Origin of the sequence: Paucibacter soli (genome assembly GCF_037482845.1) — a bacterium.
Lineage (GTDB): Bacteria > Pseudomonadota > Gammaproteobacteria > Burkholderiales > Burkholderiaceae_C > Paucibacter_B > Paucibacter_B soli.
Map to the genome: position 1 here is coordinate 448,514 of NZ_JBBHJW010000001.1, position 15,997 is coordinate 464,510.

Genomic DNA, 15,997 nt, shown 5'->3' on the forward strand with positions numbered 1-15,997 from the left:
CGATGCGCAAAGGGATAGTGACTTGAAGAAGTTCATCGCATGGGGCCGGTGACAGCGCGCAGACGCAGCGCCTTGCGCAGCGCCGCCAGGCTGGCTTTGGACGACACCCGCAGGCTCAGCGCTTCACCCGGCAGCAGGGTCAGCGCGTTGTCCGACAACTCGGCATCAAGACGATCGCCAAAATCAATCCACACGCCGCGCGCAAGCGCTTTCGCCGAGCGCAGCTCAAGCACGGTGCCGGTGCCATCGCGCTTCAGGTGTGCCTGCAGGCCAGCGTCCGGCCAGGCCATCTCCTTGGCGGCCTTGAAGTAGACAACAGCGCGCGAGGCCGGCTCGCCCTCGGCGCGCAGCTCCAACACCGCGACGGTGGAGGCCGGATCGGCCTGGCCGATCAGATCAGCGTCCGCATGGTCGGCCAGCTTGCTGGCCGACAACGGCGCAAGCGTCAGCAGCTGGCGCTCTTCACGTAGGAGCTTTCCGTCCAGCGCCATCACCCGCAGGCGCAGCTCGGCGCGCAGGGCGTGGCTGCGGTCGTTCAACAGGGTGACCCTGGTCCTGCCCTGGCCGTCGCGCAGCGCCGCCACCGCCACCGGCGCGTAAAAGCGCCGCGCATGGAAATGCAGCGCCTTCCAGCGCCCGAACCAGTCGATGCTGGACCAGGAGGCGCCCGGCCACACATCGTTGAGCTGCCAGTACAGCGAGCCCATGGTGAAGGGCCGGCTGGCGCGGTGGTGCAGCGCGGCCAGCTGGATGCCCTCGGCCTGCATCTGCTGGCTGAGGTAGATGAAGTCGGCAAAGTCGCGCGGCGGGCCGAACTCCTCATCGACGTACTTCAGCAGCCGCTCATTGCCCTTGCCGGCCATGAACTTCTGGTGCGCCTGGATCACCGGCGCGGCCAAGCCCTGCTGCTCGCTGCGCTTCGCGAATGCATCGACGGTGCGCTGCACCGGCCAGGCCTGCAGGCCGTACTCCGACATGAAGCGCGGTGTGATGCTCAGGTAGTGACTCACCGGGTGCGCCGGGTTGCCCCAGACCTCCCAGTAATGCATATCGCCGCTGGCCGGCGTGTTGGCCGGCTCGGCCAGGTCGTCGCCGGGCGAGCTGGCCCAGTAGGCGATGCCGCCGCCCTCCTCGGCCACCAGCTGGCGCAAGTCGCTGCCAAAGAGTTGCTGATAGCCCTGCCAGACCTTGTCGGCAAAGGCGGGGTCGGCCTCCTTCAGCGCCTTGCCCTGGCCCCAGTATTTCCAGGCCACCTCCTGCTCGTTGTTGCCGCACCAGAGCGCGAGGCTGGGGTGGTGGCGCAGGCGGCGCACTTGCTCGCGCGCCTCGGCCATCACATTGGCGCGGAAGGCGGGATCGTAGGCGGGCTGCATGCCGCCGCCGAACATGAAGTCCTGCCAGACCAGGAGGCCCAGCTCGTCAGCCAGATCGTAGAAGTCCTCGCTCTCGTAATAGCCGCCGCCCCAGCTGCGCAGCATATTCATATGGGCGTCGCGCGCCGATTGCAGCACGCGCCGCAGCTGCGCCTTCGTGACGCGCGGCTGAAACATGTCGAAGGGGATGGTGTTGGCGCCCTTGGCGAACACCGGGATGCCGTTGACCACGAAGTAGAAACTGCGGCCCTGCTCGTCGGGCTCACGCTTGAGCTCGATGCTGCGCAGGCCGGTGCGTTTGCTCAGCCTGGCCAGGCTGGTCTTGCCATCCAGCACTTCAAGCTCGTAGCGATACAGCGGCTGCGCACCATGGCCGTTGGGAAACCAACGTGCGGGGCCATCCACCTGCACCGGCAGCTCGACGCGGTTCGCGCCGGCATGCAAGGCGGCGCTGCGCTGCGCCGCCAGCGTGCGCCTGCCGTCCGGCGCGGTCTGCCACAGGCGCAGCTCGAAGTTGCCATCGCGCAGCGCCTCGGCCGAGGCGATGGCCGTGAGCTCGGCGCGCGCGGCGTCCACGCGGTCCTGGCGCAGCTGCAGCTCGGTCATGCGCAGCGTGTGCCAGCTCTGCAGCCGCACCGGCTTGCTGATGCCGGCCGTCACATAGCGCGGGCCCCAATCCCAGCCGTAGTGGTAGCCGGGCTTGCGCGCGAAGTTGCCGGTCATCGCGTCCGGCGGCTCGTCGCCATAGGGCGAGGGGTAGTTGCCGGCCAGCTTCAGCGGCATGGCCTGCACCTGGGGCAGCAGCCTGGCGATCGGGGAACGGAACACGATGCTTAGTTCGTTGCCGACGGCGCGCAGCCTGCCCTGCACCGGCGCGCGCCAAGTGCGAAAGGCGTTGTCGGCGGCCAGCAGCGGCGCGCCGTTGAGGCTCACTTCGGCAAAGGTGTCCAGGCCCTCGAACACCAGCTCGCTGCGCGCCTGCGCCAGCGCCTGGTCCAGCATTTGGGGCGGCACATCGAAGCGCGTGCGGTACTCCCAATCCGCCAGGCCTATCCATTGCAGCTGCGCTTCCGGCGCGCCGACGAATGGGTCGGGAATGAGCTTGGCCGCGAGCAAATCGGTATGCACCGTGCCGGGCACGCTGGCCGCGCGCCAGCTGCTGGCCTGCTGATGCGCGCCGGCTTGCGTGCTGCGCGGCAGCAGGCGGAACTGCCAGCCCTTGTCGATCACGATGTCCAGCGGGGCGGCCGCCATGGCTGACGCGGCAAAAAAGCCGGCCAGCAGGCAGCCGACGAGCAAGCTCCTCCAGCTCATCATCATGCTGCCGCCGCCTTCCAGTGCCGCTCCAGCCACTGCTGGTGCGCAGGCATGGCGCTGACCGCCTGTGCCAGCGTCTTGCGCGTGCCCTCGACGAACTCGATCAACCGGTCCTCTGGCATCTCGTCCACGATGGGGTGGTAGCCCTTGGGCATGATGCGCTGCCCCAGCATCACCTGCACCCAGCTGGGCAGGGCGAAGAAGTCCTCGCCATGGCGGAAGTAGCGACCATCGGCGCGGAACAGGTCCATGGCTTCGCGCAGACTGTCCGGGATGGACATGCTGCGGCAGTAGTTCCAGAACGGCGAGTCGTCGCGTTCGGTGGCGTGGTAGTGCAGGATCAGGAAGTCGCGCACGCGCTCGTACTCAAACGCGGTTTCGCGGTTGAAGCGCTCGGCCAGCAGCGGGTTGAAGGAATCGCTGCCCGGCAGAGATCCTGGAAAAAGGCTCAGCAGCCGGCTGATGCCCGACTGCACCAGGTAGATGCTGGTGGACTCCAGCGGCTCCAGGAAGCCGCTGGCCAGGCCCAGGGCCACCACGTTCTTGTTCCAGCCCTGCTTGCGCATGCCCGTGGTGAAGCGCAAGAGGCGCGGCTCGGCCAGCGGCTTGCCATCCAGATTCGCCAGCAGGGTGGCGGCGGCCTCGTCATCGCCGAGGTATTGGCTGGCATACACGTAGCCGTTGCCGGTGCGGTGCTGCAGCGGGATGCGCCACTGCCAGCCCGCCTTGCGCGCGCTGGAGCGGGTGTAGGGCGTGATCGGCAGGACACTCTCGCAGGGCACGGCCACCGCGCGGTCGCAGGGCAGCCAATGGGTCCAGTCGATGTAACCGGTCTTGAGCGTCTCCTCGATCAGCAGGCCGCGAAAGCCCGAGCAATCGATGAAGAGTTCGCCCTCGACGCGCTCGCCACTGGCCAGCGTCAGCGCTTCGACAAAGCCGTCTTCGGCACGCTGCTGCACGCCGACTATCCTGCCCTCGATGCGCTGCACGCCGCGGCGCTCCGAGAGTTCGCGCAAGAAGCGCGCGTAGAGCGCGGCGTCGAAGTGGTAGGCGTAGGCGATGTCGGCCAGCGGCGAGTCCGGCGCGGCATCGCGCTCGCCGGGGATGAAGCGGCCTTGCGGCGCCATCAGGGTCTGCAGCGAATACTCGCCCAGCGGCGCCGCGTGGCCGCGCTGCTGCAGCTTCAACCAGAACTGGTGAAAGGGCAGCGGCCCGAGCGAGCGACCGATCACGCCGAAGCCATGGATATAGCTGTCGCCGATGCGGCCCCAGTCATTGAACTGGATGCCCAGCTTGACGGTGCCCTGGGTGCGTTTGACGAATTCGGCCTCGTCTATGCCCAGCATTTGGGAGTTGAACTGGCGGATATGCGGCACGCTGGCCTCGCCCACACCGACGATGCCGATCTCCTCGGACTCGATCAGCCGCACCGAGGCCTGACGCCCCAGATAGGTGGCCAAGGCCGCCGCCGCCATCCAGCCGGCGCTGCCGCCGCCGACGACCACCACGCGCCGCAGCCGCTTGCTGTCTGATTCGCTCATGGATAACGTCCAGGTTCTATGTAAAAAGGTCGGCTTTGCCCACCTGGAGCAAAGCCGACGTGAAGACCCCTGTGCACTGGTTGCGGCAAAGGGGCGAGGATGGCGCAGCGATCAATCAGTACTTGTAGGTCAGCCCCAAGTAGGCGATGCGGCCCGCATAGCCATTGCTGTAGAAGCGGTCCTTGGTGTCATTGCCCAGGTGCGAACGCGCCTCCTGCTTGGTCAGGTTCAGCACCGAGGCGCTCAGGCTCAGCTGCTTGTTGACGTTGTAGGCCGCGTTCAGGTCGATCTGGCTGTAGGGCTCGGCGTAGACGTTCAGGCCGTTGACCAGGCCGCCCACCACCTCGCCGCGGCGGTTGTAGGAGGCGCGCGCCAGATAGCTGTCGGTCTCGTAGAACACCGTGAAGTTGGCCTGGTTCTTGGCGCTGCCCACCAGCGGCGATGTGCCTATGGTCTTGCCGTTCTGCAGCGTGATGGCGGCCTGGTTGGTCTTGTTGTAGGTGTAGTTGAACTGGAAGCCCAGGCCGAAGTCCAGCGTGTGCTGGGCGAACAGCTCCACGCCCTGCGAGACGCCGTTGCGGCCGCCGGCGCTGGTCTGGTAGTTCTGCACCGTCACCGCCTGGCCGCCCACATTGAGGTCCACGTTCTGCACCACCGGCACCGAGAAGTTGCTGACGTTCTTGCGGAACAGATTCGCGCCCAGCACCGAGCCGCGGCGCAGGTACCACTCCAGGCCCAGGTCGAACTGATTGGCCTTGTAGGGCTCCAACTCCTTGTTGCTGCCACCGCCAAACCAGCCCTGCTGGTCGCCGCCACCGATGAGGCGACGGTCGTTCACGTACTCCTGGCTGTAGAGCTCCAGCCCGCCCGGGGCCGCGATATCGCCATAGCTGGGGCGCGAGATCACCTTGGATGCGGCCGCACGCAGCACCAGGTCCTTGCTCAGCTCATAGGCCAGGTTCAGGCTGGGCAGCACATCGTTGTAGGTCCGATCGAGCGAGCTGACCAGGAAGGACTCGCTGCGCGAGAGGCTGTCGGGCAGCTTGGTGAAGCCGCTGACGCAACCCGAACCGGCGGGCGCACCGGCAGCGGGCACGGGACCCGTGGGGCTCGGCACGCAGGGCGCGGGCTTACCGTCGGCGCCGTTGTAGAAGTAGTCCTTATAGTTGCTGACCTGGTCGGTCGAATCGGCATGCTGCTTGGTGCGCACCAGGCGCAGGCCCACATTGCCGCGCAGCCGATCGGCCTTCAGATTGGCCTGCAGATAGCTGGCGTAGATCTTTTCGTCGACGTTGTAGACGAAGTTGTCTTCGTCGCGCGTCTGCATCGCACCATAGGTCTGGTTCAGGTGCGCGATATAGGCCGGGTAGTTGATCGCCGGGAAGGCGCTGGCGCTGATGCCGCCCGCCAGCCTGCCCAGCGAATCGCCATACAGGAACTGCGGCTGGAATTTGTTGGCCGCCGAGTCGCAACCGGCCTGGTAGCGCTTGTCGTAGTTGCTGGGGTCGGCGCCCTTGCAGACCCAGTAGTTGTTGCCGGTGTTGCGGTGGATGCCGCCGTCACGCAGCTTCAAGCCGAACTGCAGCGTCTCGAGCCAGCCGCGGTCGGCGTTCCAGCTGAAATCGGCCTGGGCATAGTTCTGGTAGGTGCTGTTCTTGGTCCAGGAGGAGCCGGTCGAACCCAGGTCGATCTCGCCGATGCCCTTTTGCAGATTGGCCATCAGCTCGGGCGCGAAGGTCATGGTGGGCGTGCCCTCCAGGCTCCAGGCGCTGGCGGTATTGCCCAGCAGCCATTTGCCGCTGGCATCCTGCATGCGCGGCTTGATCGGCATGGTGAACTGCATCTCAGGGCCGCCCTTGGCCCAGGTGCGGCCGGCCTTGAAGCTGGCCTCCAGCGCATCGCCCTTCCATTCGGCCTCGAAGTCGGCGGTCTGCGACAAGGCTTTTTCGCGGTTGAAACTGCCGGTGATCTGCGGCGTTGGCACGGTGCAATCGTCGGGGCCCCAGCCGCCCGGCTGCTTGCCGCCGGCCTTGGCCTGCTCTTCGCTGCAGTAATAGGCCTTGCCGGGATGGGCGCTGTACTTGGCGCCGGTGACGATGGTGCCGCTCTTGTCAAACGTCAGCTGATCAAGCAGGCGGCCGGTGGGCCAGTTGCCGTCGCCGTCGTAGCGGGCCAGATTCCATTCCGGCACCTTCAGCGTGTTGGTCTGCGAGTTCTGCGAGAGGTCGAAGCGGAAGTAGTTGCCGGTCAGCGTCAGGTTCTCGGTCGGCTTGAACTGCATGGTCAGCTGGCCACCCTTGCGCTCGCGGTCCTCGCTCTTGACGTTGAGGTTGACCGAGGTCGGCATCATGAAGTTGCTGTAGTACTTGCCGCTCTGGTCGTAGAAGCCCGACTGGCCCCACCAGCGTGAGGTCATGCCCGAGGGGGTGCCGTTCACATCGGTGGCCGGATGCGCCTTGTAGTCGTCGGCATACCACTGCCAGTTCTCGGTGCTCGCGCCCATCGTGCGGGTGGTACGTTTTTGCTGGGTGTAGCCCAGCAGCACGCCGAAACGCTTGGCCTCGTCGTGCCAGGCGTACTGGCCGGAGAACTGGCCGTCGGCCTTGCCGCTGGTATCGGCCCAGGTGCCCTCGGCATTGACGAAGCCGCTATGGGCCTTCATGTCCAGGGGCCGGCGCGTGTGCAGGATCACGGTGCCGCCCACGCCGCCTTCGTCGATGCGCGCCTCGGGCGTCTTGAACAGCTCGGCACGCGAGAGCATGTTCGAGGGCATCAGCATGTAGTTGAAGGAACGCGTGGGGTCGCCATTGGACTCGGCCGTGGCGATGTAGTTGCCGTTCAGCTGAGTCAGGGTCAGCTCCGAAGACAGGCCGCGCACGCTGACGTTCTTGCCCTCGCCACCGCTGCGATCGACGATCACGCCCGGCACGCGCTGCAGCGCGTCGGCGACGTTCTTGTCGGGGAACTTGCCCACGTCTTCGGCGGAGACCACGTCGATGATGGCGTTGGCATTGCGCTTCTGGTCGAGGCTCTTCTCGATCGAGGAGCGGTAGCCGGTCACGATCACCAGATCCAGCTGGCTCGCATCGGGCTTGCCATCGCTTGGCTTTTGCGCCGGCGCGGTCTGCGCATGGGCGGTACCCAGCGCCAGCAGCGCGGCGGCCACGGCGATGGGCGTGGCGGCCCAGCGGCGCTGGCGCGGCGCATGAAGGGAAGAAGTAGCGGTCGTGAACGTCATGTGCTTTGTCTCCTGGTCTTGCCCACGGTGGGGCTTTGCATGTCGGTGAAGCATCTCCATGCGAGTGGCCCAGCGGCCGAACCCTTGGCGGTTCCACAGGCCGGCGTCGTTTCAGCTTGTCGGGGCACCCAAGGCGTGATTTGGGGGAGAACCCTGACGCTTTACTAAACGACTAAAACCGCCGCCTGCATGGCGCTGGGCATCGCATTTCGCCCAGGAAAATTTATACAAAGGAAGCCACGGCGCTTCAACAAACTTTCAAAATAGCGGCGCAGTTTAGTTTTGTTTACTAAACCGCCTGAGGCGGCATTACGACAGTGCGCCGGCGCCCGGCAGCAGGCCCTAAACTGCGCGCCTCGCAAGCCGCGAGCCACGCGGAGTTCAAGCCCGATGAGCACAGCCGAGCCCACCCACGCCTCCCCTGCCGGACCACAAGAGCTGCTGCTGGCCGACATCGGCGGCTCGCACATCCGCCTGGCCCGGCATCGCGGCGGCGCCAGCTGCGAGCCGCTCGCCAGGCTGCCGACGCCCAGCCAGGACTGGGCACAGTTTTGCGCCACCCTCGGTGAAGCGCTGCACCCCTTTGCCAACAAGCCAGGCGCCGCGCTGTCCATCTCCATCGCCGGCGTGGTCTCGCCCGAGAGCGGCCAGGTGGCGGCGGCCAACCTGCCCTGCCTCAGCGGGCGGCCGCTGGCTGTTGAACTGCAGGCCTTGCTGGGCATGCCCGTCGTCGTCAGCAACGATGCGGATTGCGCGGCACTGGCCGAAGCGCGAGTGGGCGCGGGCGTTGGCCACGCCGTGGTGTTTTGCGCCGTGCTGGGCACCGGCGTGGGTGGTGGGCTGGTGGCCAACGGACAGCTGGTGCGTGGCGCGGGCGGCCTCAGCGGCGAGTGGGGGCATGGGCCTATCGTGAACGAGGCCCTGCTCGAAACCGGCGACGGCCGCTGGCTACGCCTGCCGCGATTTCGCTGCGGCTGCGGCCTGAGCGGCTGCGCCGACACCGTGGGTGGCGCGCGTGGCCTCGAGCGCCTGCATGCCTTCCTGTCGCCTCAACGCGAACAGAGCAGCCAGCAGATTCTGGAGGCCTGGATGGCCGGTGAGGCTGCGGCCGGGGCCACGGTGCGTGCCTACATCGAGCTCATCTCCGGCCCGCTGGCGCTGGCCGTCAACCTCACCGGCGCCAGCGTGGTGCCGGTGTGCGGAGGGCTGAGCCGCTGCAGCGCGCTCATCGGCGCGCTGGACCGCGCGGTGCGCAGTCAGATCCTGCGCAGGAGCAGCAGCTATAGCGACAGCAACGCGGACCAGGCCCTGCTGCGCCCCAGCACGCTGGACGACCAGGCCGGCCTGATCGGCGCCGCCTACGCCTTCCAGGGAGCCTGGCAGGCATGAGCAGCAGCATGCTGCTGGAAGTCTGCGTCGATGACGCTGCGGGCCTGCACGCCGCCGTGCAGGGCGGCGCCGACCGCATCGAGCTGTGCAGCAGCCTGGCGCAGGGCGGCCTCACGCCCTCGGCCGGCCTGATGCGCGAGGCCGGCAGCTTGGGCGTCCCGGTGGTCGCGCTGATACGCCCACGCGATGGCGGTTTCGTCTATTCGGCGGCCGAGGAGCGGGTGATGCTGCGCGACATCGCGCTGGCGGCCGAGCAGGGGCTGGCCGGGCTGGCGCTTGGTGCGCTCACTCCCGACGATAGGCTTGACCTGCCGATGTTGCGGCGCCTGGCGAGGCAGGCCGGCGGCCTCGCGCTGACGCTGCACCGCGCCTTCGATCTGGTGCGCGACCCGGCCGCCGCACTGGAGCAAGCCGTGGCCCTGGGCTTTCAGCGCATCCTCAGCTCGGGCGGCGCTGTGACGGCGCATGCCGGCGCGGCACAGCTCGCGGCGCTGGTACAGCAATGCCGTGGGCGCATTCAGATGCTGGCCGGCAGCGGCATCACGGCAGGCAATGTCGCCACCTTGCTCGCGGCCACGGGCGTGCGCGAGCTGCATGCCTCCTGCCGCGCGCCCGCCGTGGCGGCGCCACCCGAGCTGGTGGCGTTCGGTTTCTCGGGGCCAAGCTGCCGCAGCACCTCGGCCGAGCTGGTGCGAGAACTCAAGCGGCAGATGCTGGCCGGGTGCCAGGGCGGGGGTTCTCGGCAATTCGAGTCCTGAACAAGCTGCCGACGTTGTCCGGCCGCCATGTCTATCCCACACCGGGCTGTGACACGACAGTCGACGGTTCGTTCCACGGCTCTTCAATGACCGCCAATGGTTGACGCTCGGTAGCTCAGCGAATTCAGGTCGATCGCCGGCAAGCAGCGTAGCTGGTCACCCGCTACTCTTCGAATGGCGCGTTGCGGATCAATCCCAGGAACCCAAGCCGACGGACATATAAGTTTGCTCTGGACTTGGGGTTTTCTGCCGCCTGCATCTTCATGCAGTTGCAGAAGGCATTCTTGAAGAGGGAACCGAACAGCGGCTCTCAGCCTGAAGCGGACCTCGAGGCCGCTCAAAACTGCTCACCAGCTTGTACATTCCCAGGCATCGCCCAAGCTTGCAACACCGCCTTATGTCCAAATCCCCTCAGAAGCCTTTTGTCATCGGTGTCGCTGGGGGCAGCGGCAGCGGCAAATCGACGGTGACGCGCCAGGTCTTGGCCGCCATCGGGCCGGAGAAGGTGGCGGTGGTGATGCAGGATGACTACTACCGGGACCAGTCCCACATGCCTCCGGAGGAACGGCGCAAGCAGAACTACGACCATCCCGATGCCTTTGACTGGCCGCTGATGGCGCAGCACCTGGCTGCGCTGCGCAAGGGTGAGGCGATCGAGATGCCGGTGTATGACTTCTCGGCCGACAACCGCTCCAGCCAAACCATTACCGTGAAGCCCGCGCCGGTGATCGTGGTCGAGGGCTTGTTCGCCTTGTACGACACCAAGCTGCGCAGCATGATGTCGCTGAAGATCTATGTGGACACGGCCTCGGACGTGCGCTTCATCCGTCGGCTGCAGCGCGATATCTCGGAGCGTGGCCGCAGCACCGAGTCGGTGGTGAACCAGTACCTGGAAACCGTGCGCCCCATGCACAAGCAGTTCATTGAGCCGACCAAGCGCAACGCCGACGTGATCCTGCCGCACGGCGCCAACGGTCCTGCGGTGGACATCATCACCACCAAGGTGCTGAGCTTGTTGCACGAGGACGAGCGCGGCTGAGCCCAGGCGCCCACTTCAGACCAGCGGTGAGGTCAAGGTCTTGACCGGCGAGGCAGTCGGCGAGTCCTGTCTGGCAAACCCGCCGCAGGCCCGTCCAGGCATTGACGCCATTGGTCGACAGGCGAAATAGGTCGCTCACCCAATTCGTTACTCCACCGTCACGCTCTTGGCCAGATTGCGCGGCTTGTCCACATCCGTCCCCCTCGCGCAGGCGGTGTGGTAGGCCAGCAGCTGCAGCGGGATCACATGCAGGATGGGGCTTAAGCTCCCGTAATGCTCGGGCATGCGGATCACGTGCAGGCCTTGCTCGCTTTCGATCTGGGTGTCGCCGTCGGCGAACACATAGAGCTGGCCGCCGCGTGCGCGCACCTCCTGCATATTGCTCTTGAGCTTTTCCAGCAGCGCGTCATTGGGCGCCACCGTCACCACCGGCATCTCGGCGGTCACCAGGGCGAGCGGGCCATGCTTGAGCTCACCAGCCGGGTAGGCCTCGGCATGGATGTAGGAAATCTCCTTGAGCTTGAGCGCGCCTTCCAGCGCGATCGGGTAATGCAGGCCGCGGCCCAGGAAGAGCGCGTTTTCCTTGAGCGCGAATTCCTCGCTCCAGGCGATCACCTGCGGCTCCAGGGCCAGCACGGCCTGCACCGCCACCGGCAGGTGGCGCAGGGCCTTGAGGTGCTCGGCTTCCTGTTCCTCGCTGAGGTGGCCGCGCGTCTGCGCCAACGCCAGGGTCAGCATGAACAAGCCCACCAGCTGGGTGGTGAAGGCCTTGGTGGAGGCCACGCCGATCTCGGCGCCGGCACGCGTGATATAGGCCAGCTCGCATTCGCGCACCATCGCGCTGGTGGCCACATTGCAGACCGTCAGCGTGTGCTTCATGCCCAGCGCGCGCGCATGCTTGAGGGCGGCCAGGGTGTCGGCGGTTTCGCCGCTCTGGCTGATGGTAACGACCAGGGTGCGCGGATTCGGCACACTGTCGCGGTAACGGTATTCGCTCGCGATCTCGACGCTGGTGGGGATCTTGGCAATGCTCTCCAGCCAGTACTTGGCGGTGGAGCCCGAGTAGTAGCTGGTGCCGCAGGCCAGGATCAGCACCGAGTCGATCTCCTTGAAGATGCGGTAGGCGCCGTCGCCAAACAGCTCGGGGGTGATGCCGGCCACGGCGTCCAGGGTGTTGGCAATCGCCACCGGCTGCTCGAAGATTTCCTTCTGCATGTAATGGCGGTAGGGGCCCAGCTCGGCCGCGCCGCTGTGTGCATGCACGGTGCGCACCTCGCGCTGCGCGGCCTCGTAGCGGCCGCTGTCCTTGTTGAGGCAGCTGATCCAGTAACGCCCCAGCTGCAGGTCCACCACATCGCCCTCTTCCAGGTAGACGATCTGGTCGGTCACGCCGGCCAGCGCCATCGCGTCGGAGGCGACGAAGTTCTCGCCCTCACCCTCGCCCACGCCCAGCACCAGGGGCGAGCCCTCGCGGGCGGCGATCACGCGGTGCGGCTCGTCGCGGCAGAACACCGCGATCGCATAGGCGCCCTTGAGGCGCGGCAGCGCGGCCTGCACCGCCTCCAGCAGGTCGCCATGGTAGAGATGATCCACCAGGTGGGCGATCACCTCGGTGTCGGTCTGGCTGCTGAACTGGTAGCCCTTGGCCTTGAGTTCATGGCGCAGCTCGTCGTGGTTCTCGATGATGCCGTTGTGCACCAAAGCAATCCGGCCCACGCTCTCGGGCGCGGCGTTCGGGCCCTGCGAGAAATGCGGATGCGCGTTGTGCACCGCCGGCACGCCATGGGTGGCCCAGCGCGTGTGGGCGATGCCGGTGCCCGAGGCGATGCCGTCCTCGGCGGTCTGGCTGTGCAGTTCGGCCACGCGCGAGGTGCTGCGCGCACGCCTGAGCTCGCCGCCCTGGTGCACCGCCACGCCGCAGGAGTCGTAGCCGCGGTACTCCAGGCGCTTCAGGCCCTCGATCAGGATGGGAACGATGTTGCGCTGACTGACCGCGCCGACGATGCCGCACATAGGGGTGTCTCCGTGAAGGAATGAACTGGAATGTCGCGCATGGTAGGCAGATGACGAAGATCGATGCTTTCAAAATTCGAACGAACTTGCAACAATCCATCAAGCACAGGAAATGACGCTTCAATATTTCACGAACGATCATGAAATGACAGATTCCACCGAACCTCTGGCACTCGACAGCACCGACTACCGCCTGCTGGATCTGCTGCAGCAGGACGCGGCGGTGTCCAACCAGGAGCTGGCGCAGCGCGCCCATGTCTCGCCTGCCACCTGTTTGCGGCGCGTGAAACGTCTGGTGGAACTGGGGGTGATCGAAAAGCGCGTGGCCCTGCTCTCGCCCGAGAAGCTGGGCGCGGGCCTGTCGGCCATCGTCGAGATCACGCTGGATCGCCAGGGCGCCGAGCATCTGGCGGCCTTCGAGCAACGCGCCGTGGCCGCGCCCGAGGTGCAGCAATGCTGGCGCGTCTCGCCCGGGCCGGACTTCGTGCTGGTGCTGCAGGTGGCCGATATGGCGGCCTATCACGCGCTGGTGCAGCGCCTCTTCACCCAGGACGCCAATGTGCGCAATGTGAAGAGCTTTTTCAGCGTGCACCGCGCCAAGTTCGCGCCGCAGATTGCCCTGCCGCGCGCTTGAACAAACGGCGCCGCGCTCAGCGCTTCAGGATCAGCAGGCCCTTGAGGTACTCGCCCTCGGGGAAGTAGATGGTCTGCGGATGGTCGGGCGCCGCGCCCACGCGCTCGAGGATGTAGCCATCGCATTGCGCATCCAGGCCCGCACCCGCGACGATCTTGTGGAACAGATCGGGCGGGATGCCGCCCGAGCAGGAGAAGGTGAACAGGATGCCGCCCGGCCTGAGCAGCTTGAGCCCGAGGCGGTTGATGTCCTTGTAGGCGCGCGCGGCGCGCTCGGCATGGGCCGCGGTAGGCGCGAACTTGGGCGGATCCAGCACGATGGCGTCGAACTGCCGGCCCTCGGCCAGATAGGCGCGCAGGGTGTGGTTCACGTCCGCGTCCAAGGCCTGGTGGCGCGCGGCGTCAAAGCCGTTCAGCGCCACATGCCGCTCGGCACGCGCCAGCGCCGGGCCCGAGGAGTCCACGCTGATCACGCTCGCAGCGCCGCCGGCCAGCGCCGCCACCGAGAAGCCTCCCGTGTAGCTGAAGCAGTTCAGCACCTCGCGGCAGCCGTACTGGCGCACCGTGTCGGCAAAGCGCTTGCGGTTGTCGCGCTGGTCCAGGTAGTAGCCGGTCTTGTGGCCCTCGGCCACGTCCAGGCTGAGCTGCCAGGCATGTTCGCGTATCACCAGCTCGGTCTCGCCCGAGCCGCGCAACCAACCGGTTTGCGCCTCCAGGCCCTCGAGCTGGCGCACGCTGGCGTCGGAGCGTTCGTACAGGCGCGTGAGGCCGGTGGCGGCCAGCAGCTGATCGGCGATCTGCTGCTTCCAGCGCTCGGTGCCGGCGGTGCCGAACTGGGCCACCAGGGTGTCGCCATAGCGGTCCACCACCAGGCCGGGCAGGCCATCGGCCTCGCCATGCAAGAGGCGCACCGCGTCCGAGGCGATCGGCAGGCGCTGGCGCACCGCGATGGCGGCGGCGATGCGGCGCTGGAAGAAGGCGGCGTCGATGCGCTCGGCCTCGTCGAAACTCCAGGCGCGCAGGCGGATCTGCGAATCGGGGCTGTAGGCGGCCCAGCAGAGGAACTGGCCCTCGGCGGATTCCACGCGCACGGTTTCGCCGGCGTCGGCCTTGCCCTTCTCCACCGATCCCTGGAACACCCAGGGATGACGGCGCTGCAGCGAGCGCTCCTTGCCGGCACGTATGCGTATCGATTTCATGGTGCCATGGTACCGAAGGCATAGCCCACAGCCAGGCTGTAGACCGGCGAGGACTGCGTGCCCGCCTTCATGGTGCGCCACTGGCCCAGGCCCGCGCGCAAGCGCAGGCGGTCCCAATCGCCGCGGCCCTCCCACTGGCCCCAGAGCTCGCCCTGCATGACCGCGCCACCGCCCACGGCGACGCCACCGCCGCCCGCGGCGCCAACCAGCAGCTCACTGCCGACGCGCCATTGCCCGGCCAGCTTGGGCGACTGCAGCCCTAGGCCGAACAGGCCATAGGAATAGGCGCCCGCCTTGCCGAAGGCCGCACTGCCCGCCTGGGCGGCGCCATACAACCAGGGATTGAGCTCGCGCGTCATCAGGAGGCCGATCTGGCCGATCGAAGCGCTGCTGCCGTTCTTGTAGCTCATGCTCGGCAGCTGCTGCACGGCGGCGTAAAAGCTCTGGGTGCGCACCACGCCCTCCTCCAGCTGCCAGAAGGAATCGGCGCGCGAGCGCCGTTCCAGCGGCAGGGCCAGCGAGAGCCGGCCATAGGGTGCGCTGAAACCGCCCGAGGCGCTGCGCAGCCAGCCGCCCTCAAAGCGAACGCTGCCGCCCCAGGGCGCCAGCCAGCGCAGGCTGGGGCCGGCGCGCATCAGCCAGCCATTGCCGGTGGCCACATTGCCGCCGCCGCCCAGGCCGGCCGCCAGATGCAGGCCGGCACGCAGGTTCGGCGTGCCCAGCGCCCAATCCTGCCCGGCGGTGCCGAGGATTTCCATATAGCCGTCGGCGCCGCCCTTGGCCGCGCCCGAGGCCTCCAGCCCCCACCAGGATCCCGGGGCCAGGTATTGCCTGAGGTCGGCACCGGCGCTGTACATGCGCCCGGCGCTGGCCTGGCCCGAACGATTCTTGGCGCCCTTGCGCTGCTGGTAGACACCGGCACTCAGGGCGATCTCGTCAAAGCCCATGCCGCTGCGCGTGGACGACCGGCCCAGGCGACCGGCATCGCCGGGGGAGAAACTGGCAAAGCTGTCGGAGCGGCCCAGCACCAGGGCGACCGAGCTGCTCTTCACATTGCCGCTGGGAAAGCGCACATGGCTCAGGGCCAGGCCGCTATACCAATTGCCCACCTGGGTGCGCAGCGAGAGCTCGGGGCGCAGCATCAGGCCGCCGCCATAGCGGATCTGCTCGGAACTCAGGCCGCCGCCCGCGCCCGCGTACAGGCCCAGCGCCAGATGGCTGTCGCCGCTCAGGCGCCAGCGGCGCTGCGCGGTCAGGCCGGCGGCAAACACGCCGCCGTAATTGCCGCGCGCCGCGCCGTAGACGCTGGGGCCGAAGCCCCAATCCTCGTTCACCGCCACCAGATAGCTGCCACCGAACAGCGCGCTGCGGTCGCCATTGGGCAGGCGCAGCGGCGTCCAGCTCATCTCGAAGGCGGCGGGGCGGGTTTCGGCCGAGGTCACGAAAGAAGCCGGCGCATCCGCCGCATACGCAGCGGACACAGCCAGGCAGAGCGGC

The 15,997-nt window shown here is 67.2% G+C and carries 10 protein-coding genes; 4 read left to right on the plus strand and 6 right to left on the minus strand.

The genetic code is table 11. From position 1 onward, the window contains the following. Positions 1–32: 32 nt before the first annotated feature. The 3 genes from WG898_RS02060 to WG898_RS02070 all read right to left on the minus strand — a co-directional run bounded on the left by WG898_RS02060 (position 33) and on the right by WG898_RS02070 (position 7,469). The gene (locus WG898_RS02060) at positions 33–2,693 is read right to left on the minus strand and encodes a beta-mannosidase (RefSeq protein ID WP_339601119.1); all 2,661 of its coding nucleotides are present in this window, start codon (positions 2,691–2,693) and stop codon (positions 33–35) included. After that, positions 2,690–4,231 carry a tryptophan halogenase family protein gene (locus WG898_RS02065; RefSeq protein ID WP_339601120.1) on the minus strand — a complete coding sequence of 514 codons (1,542 nt, stop codon included), beginning with the start codon at positions 4,229–4,231 and terminating at the stop codon, positions 2,690–2,692. Before WG898_RS02065 ends, WG898_RS02060 begins: the two co-directional genes overlap by 4 nt. A 115-nt stretch (positions 4,232–4,346) precedes the next feature. Continuing rightward, a complete protein-coding gene (locus WG898_RS02070; protein WP_339601121.1) occupies positions 4,347–7,469 on the minus strand; it encodes a TonB-dependent receptor in 3,123 nt (1,040 codons plus the stop codon). A gap of 390 nt (positions 7,470–7,859) precedes the next feature. Here WG898_RS02070 and WG898_RS02075 point away from each other — a divergent pair, with 390 nt between their 5' ends. The 3 genes from WG898_RS02075 (at position 7,860) to udk (ending at position 10,655) form a co-directional block, all read left to right on the plus strand. Beyond that, a complete protein-coding gene (locus WG898_RS02075) occupies positions 7,860–8,858 on the plus strand; it encodes an ROK family protein (protein ID WP_339601122.1) in 999 nt (332 codons plus the stop codon). Then, complete coding sequence (locus tag WG898_RS02080; protein WP_339601123.1) at positions 8,855–9,616, plus strand: copper homeostasis protein CutC; 762 nt, start codon at positions 8,855–8,857, stop codon at positions 9,614–9,616. The genes WG898_RS02075 and WG898_RS02080 overlap by 4 nt, the downstream gene beginning before the upstream one ends. Positions 9,617–10,013: 397 nt before the next feature. Then, complete coding sequence (gene udk / locus WG898_RS02085; RefSeq protein ID WP_339601124.1) at positions 10,014–10,655, plus strand: uridine kinase; 642 nt, start codon at positions 10,014–10,016, stop codon at positions 10,653–10,655. Between the two features lie 147 nt (positions 10,656–10,802). Here the strand turns inward: udk and glmS are convergent, their stop codons facing one another. Continuing rightward, positions 10,803–12,668: a glutamine--fructose-6-phosphate transaminase (isomerizing) gene (gene glmS, locus WG898_RS02090; protein WP_339601125.1), complete on the minus strand. Its 1,866-nt coding sequence runs from the start codon at positions 12,666–12,668 to the stop codon at positions 10,803–10,805. 145 nt (positions 12,669–12,813) lie between these two features. Between glmS and WG898_RS02095 the strand changes: the two genes are divergently transcribed. Further along, the gene (locus WG898_RS02095) at positions 12,814–13,302 is read left to right on the plus strand and encodes an Lrp/AsnC family transcriptional regulator (RefSeq protein ID WP_339601126.1); all 489 of its coding nucleotides are present in this window, start codon (positions 12,814–12,816) and stop codon (positions 13,300–13,302) included. Positions 13,303–13,318: 16 nt separating this feature from the next. On the opposite strand, the gene WG898_RS02100 is transcribed toward WG898_RS02095, so the two are convergent. After that, positions 13,319–14,500: a class I SAM-dependent rRNA methyltransferase gene (locus WG898_RS02100; RefSeq protein WP_339601127.1), complete on the minus strand. Its 1,182-nt coding sequence runs from the start codon at positions 14,498–14,500 to the stop codon at positions 13,319–13,321. Then, positions 14,497–15,942, minus strand: a complete 1,446-nt coding sequence (locus tag WG898_RS02105; RefSeq protein ID WP_339601128.1) for a hypothetical protein — start codon at positions 15,940–15,942, stop codon at positions 14,497–14,499. The genes WG898_RS02100 and WG898_RS02105 overlap by 4 nt, the downstream gene beginning before the upstream one ends. Between the last annotated feature and the right edge of the window lie 55 nt (positions 15,943–15,997).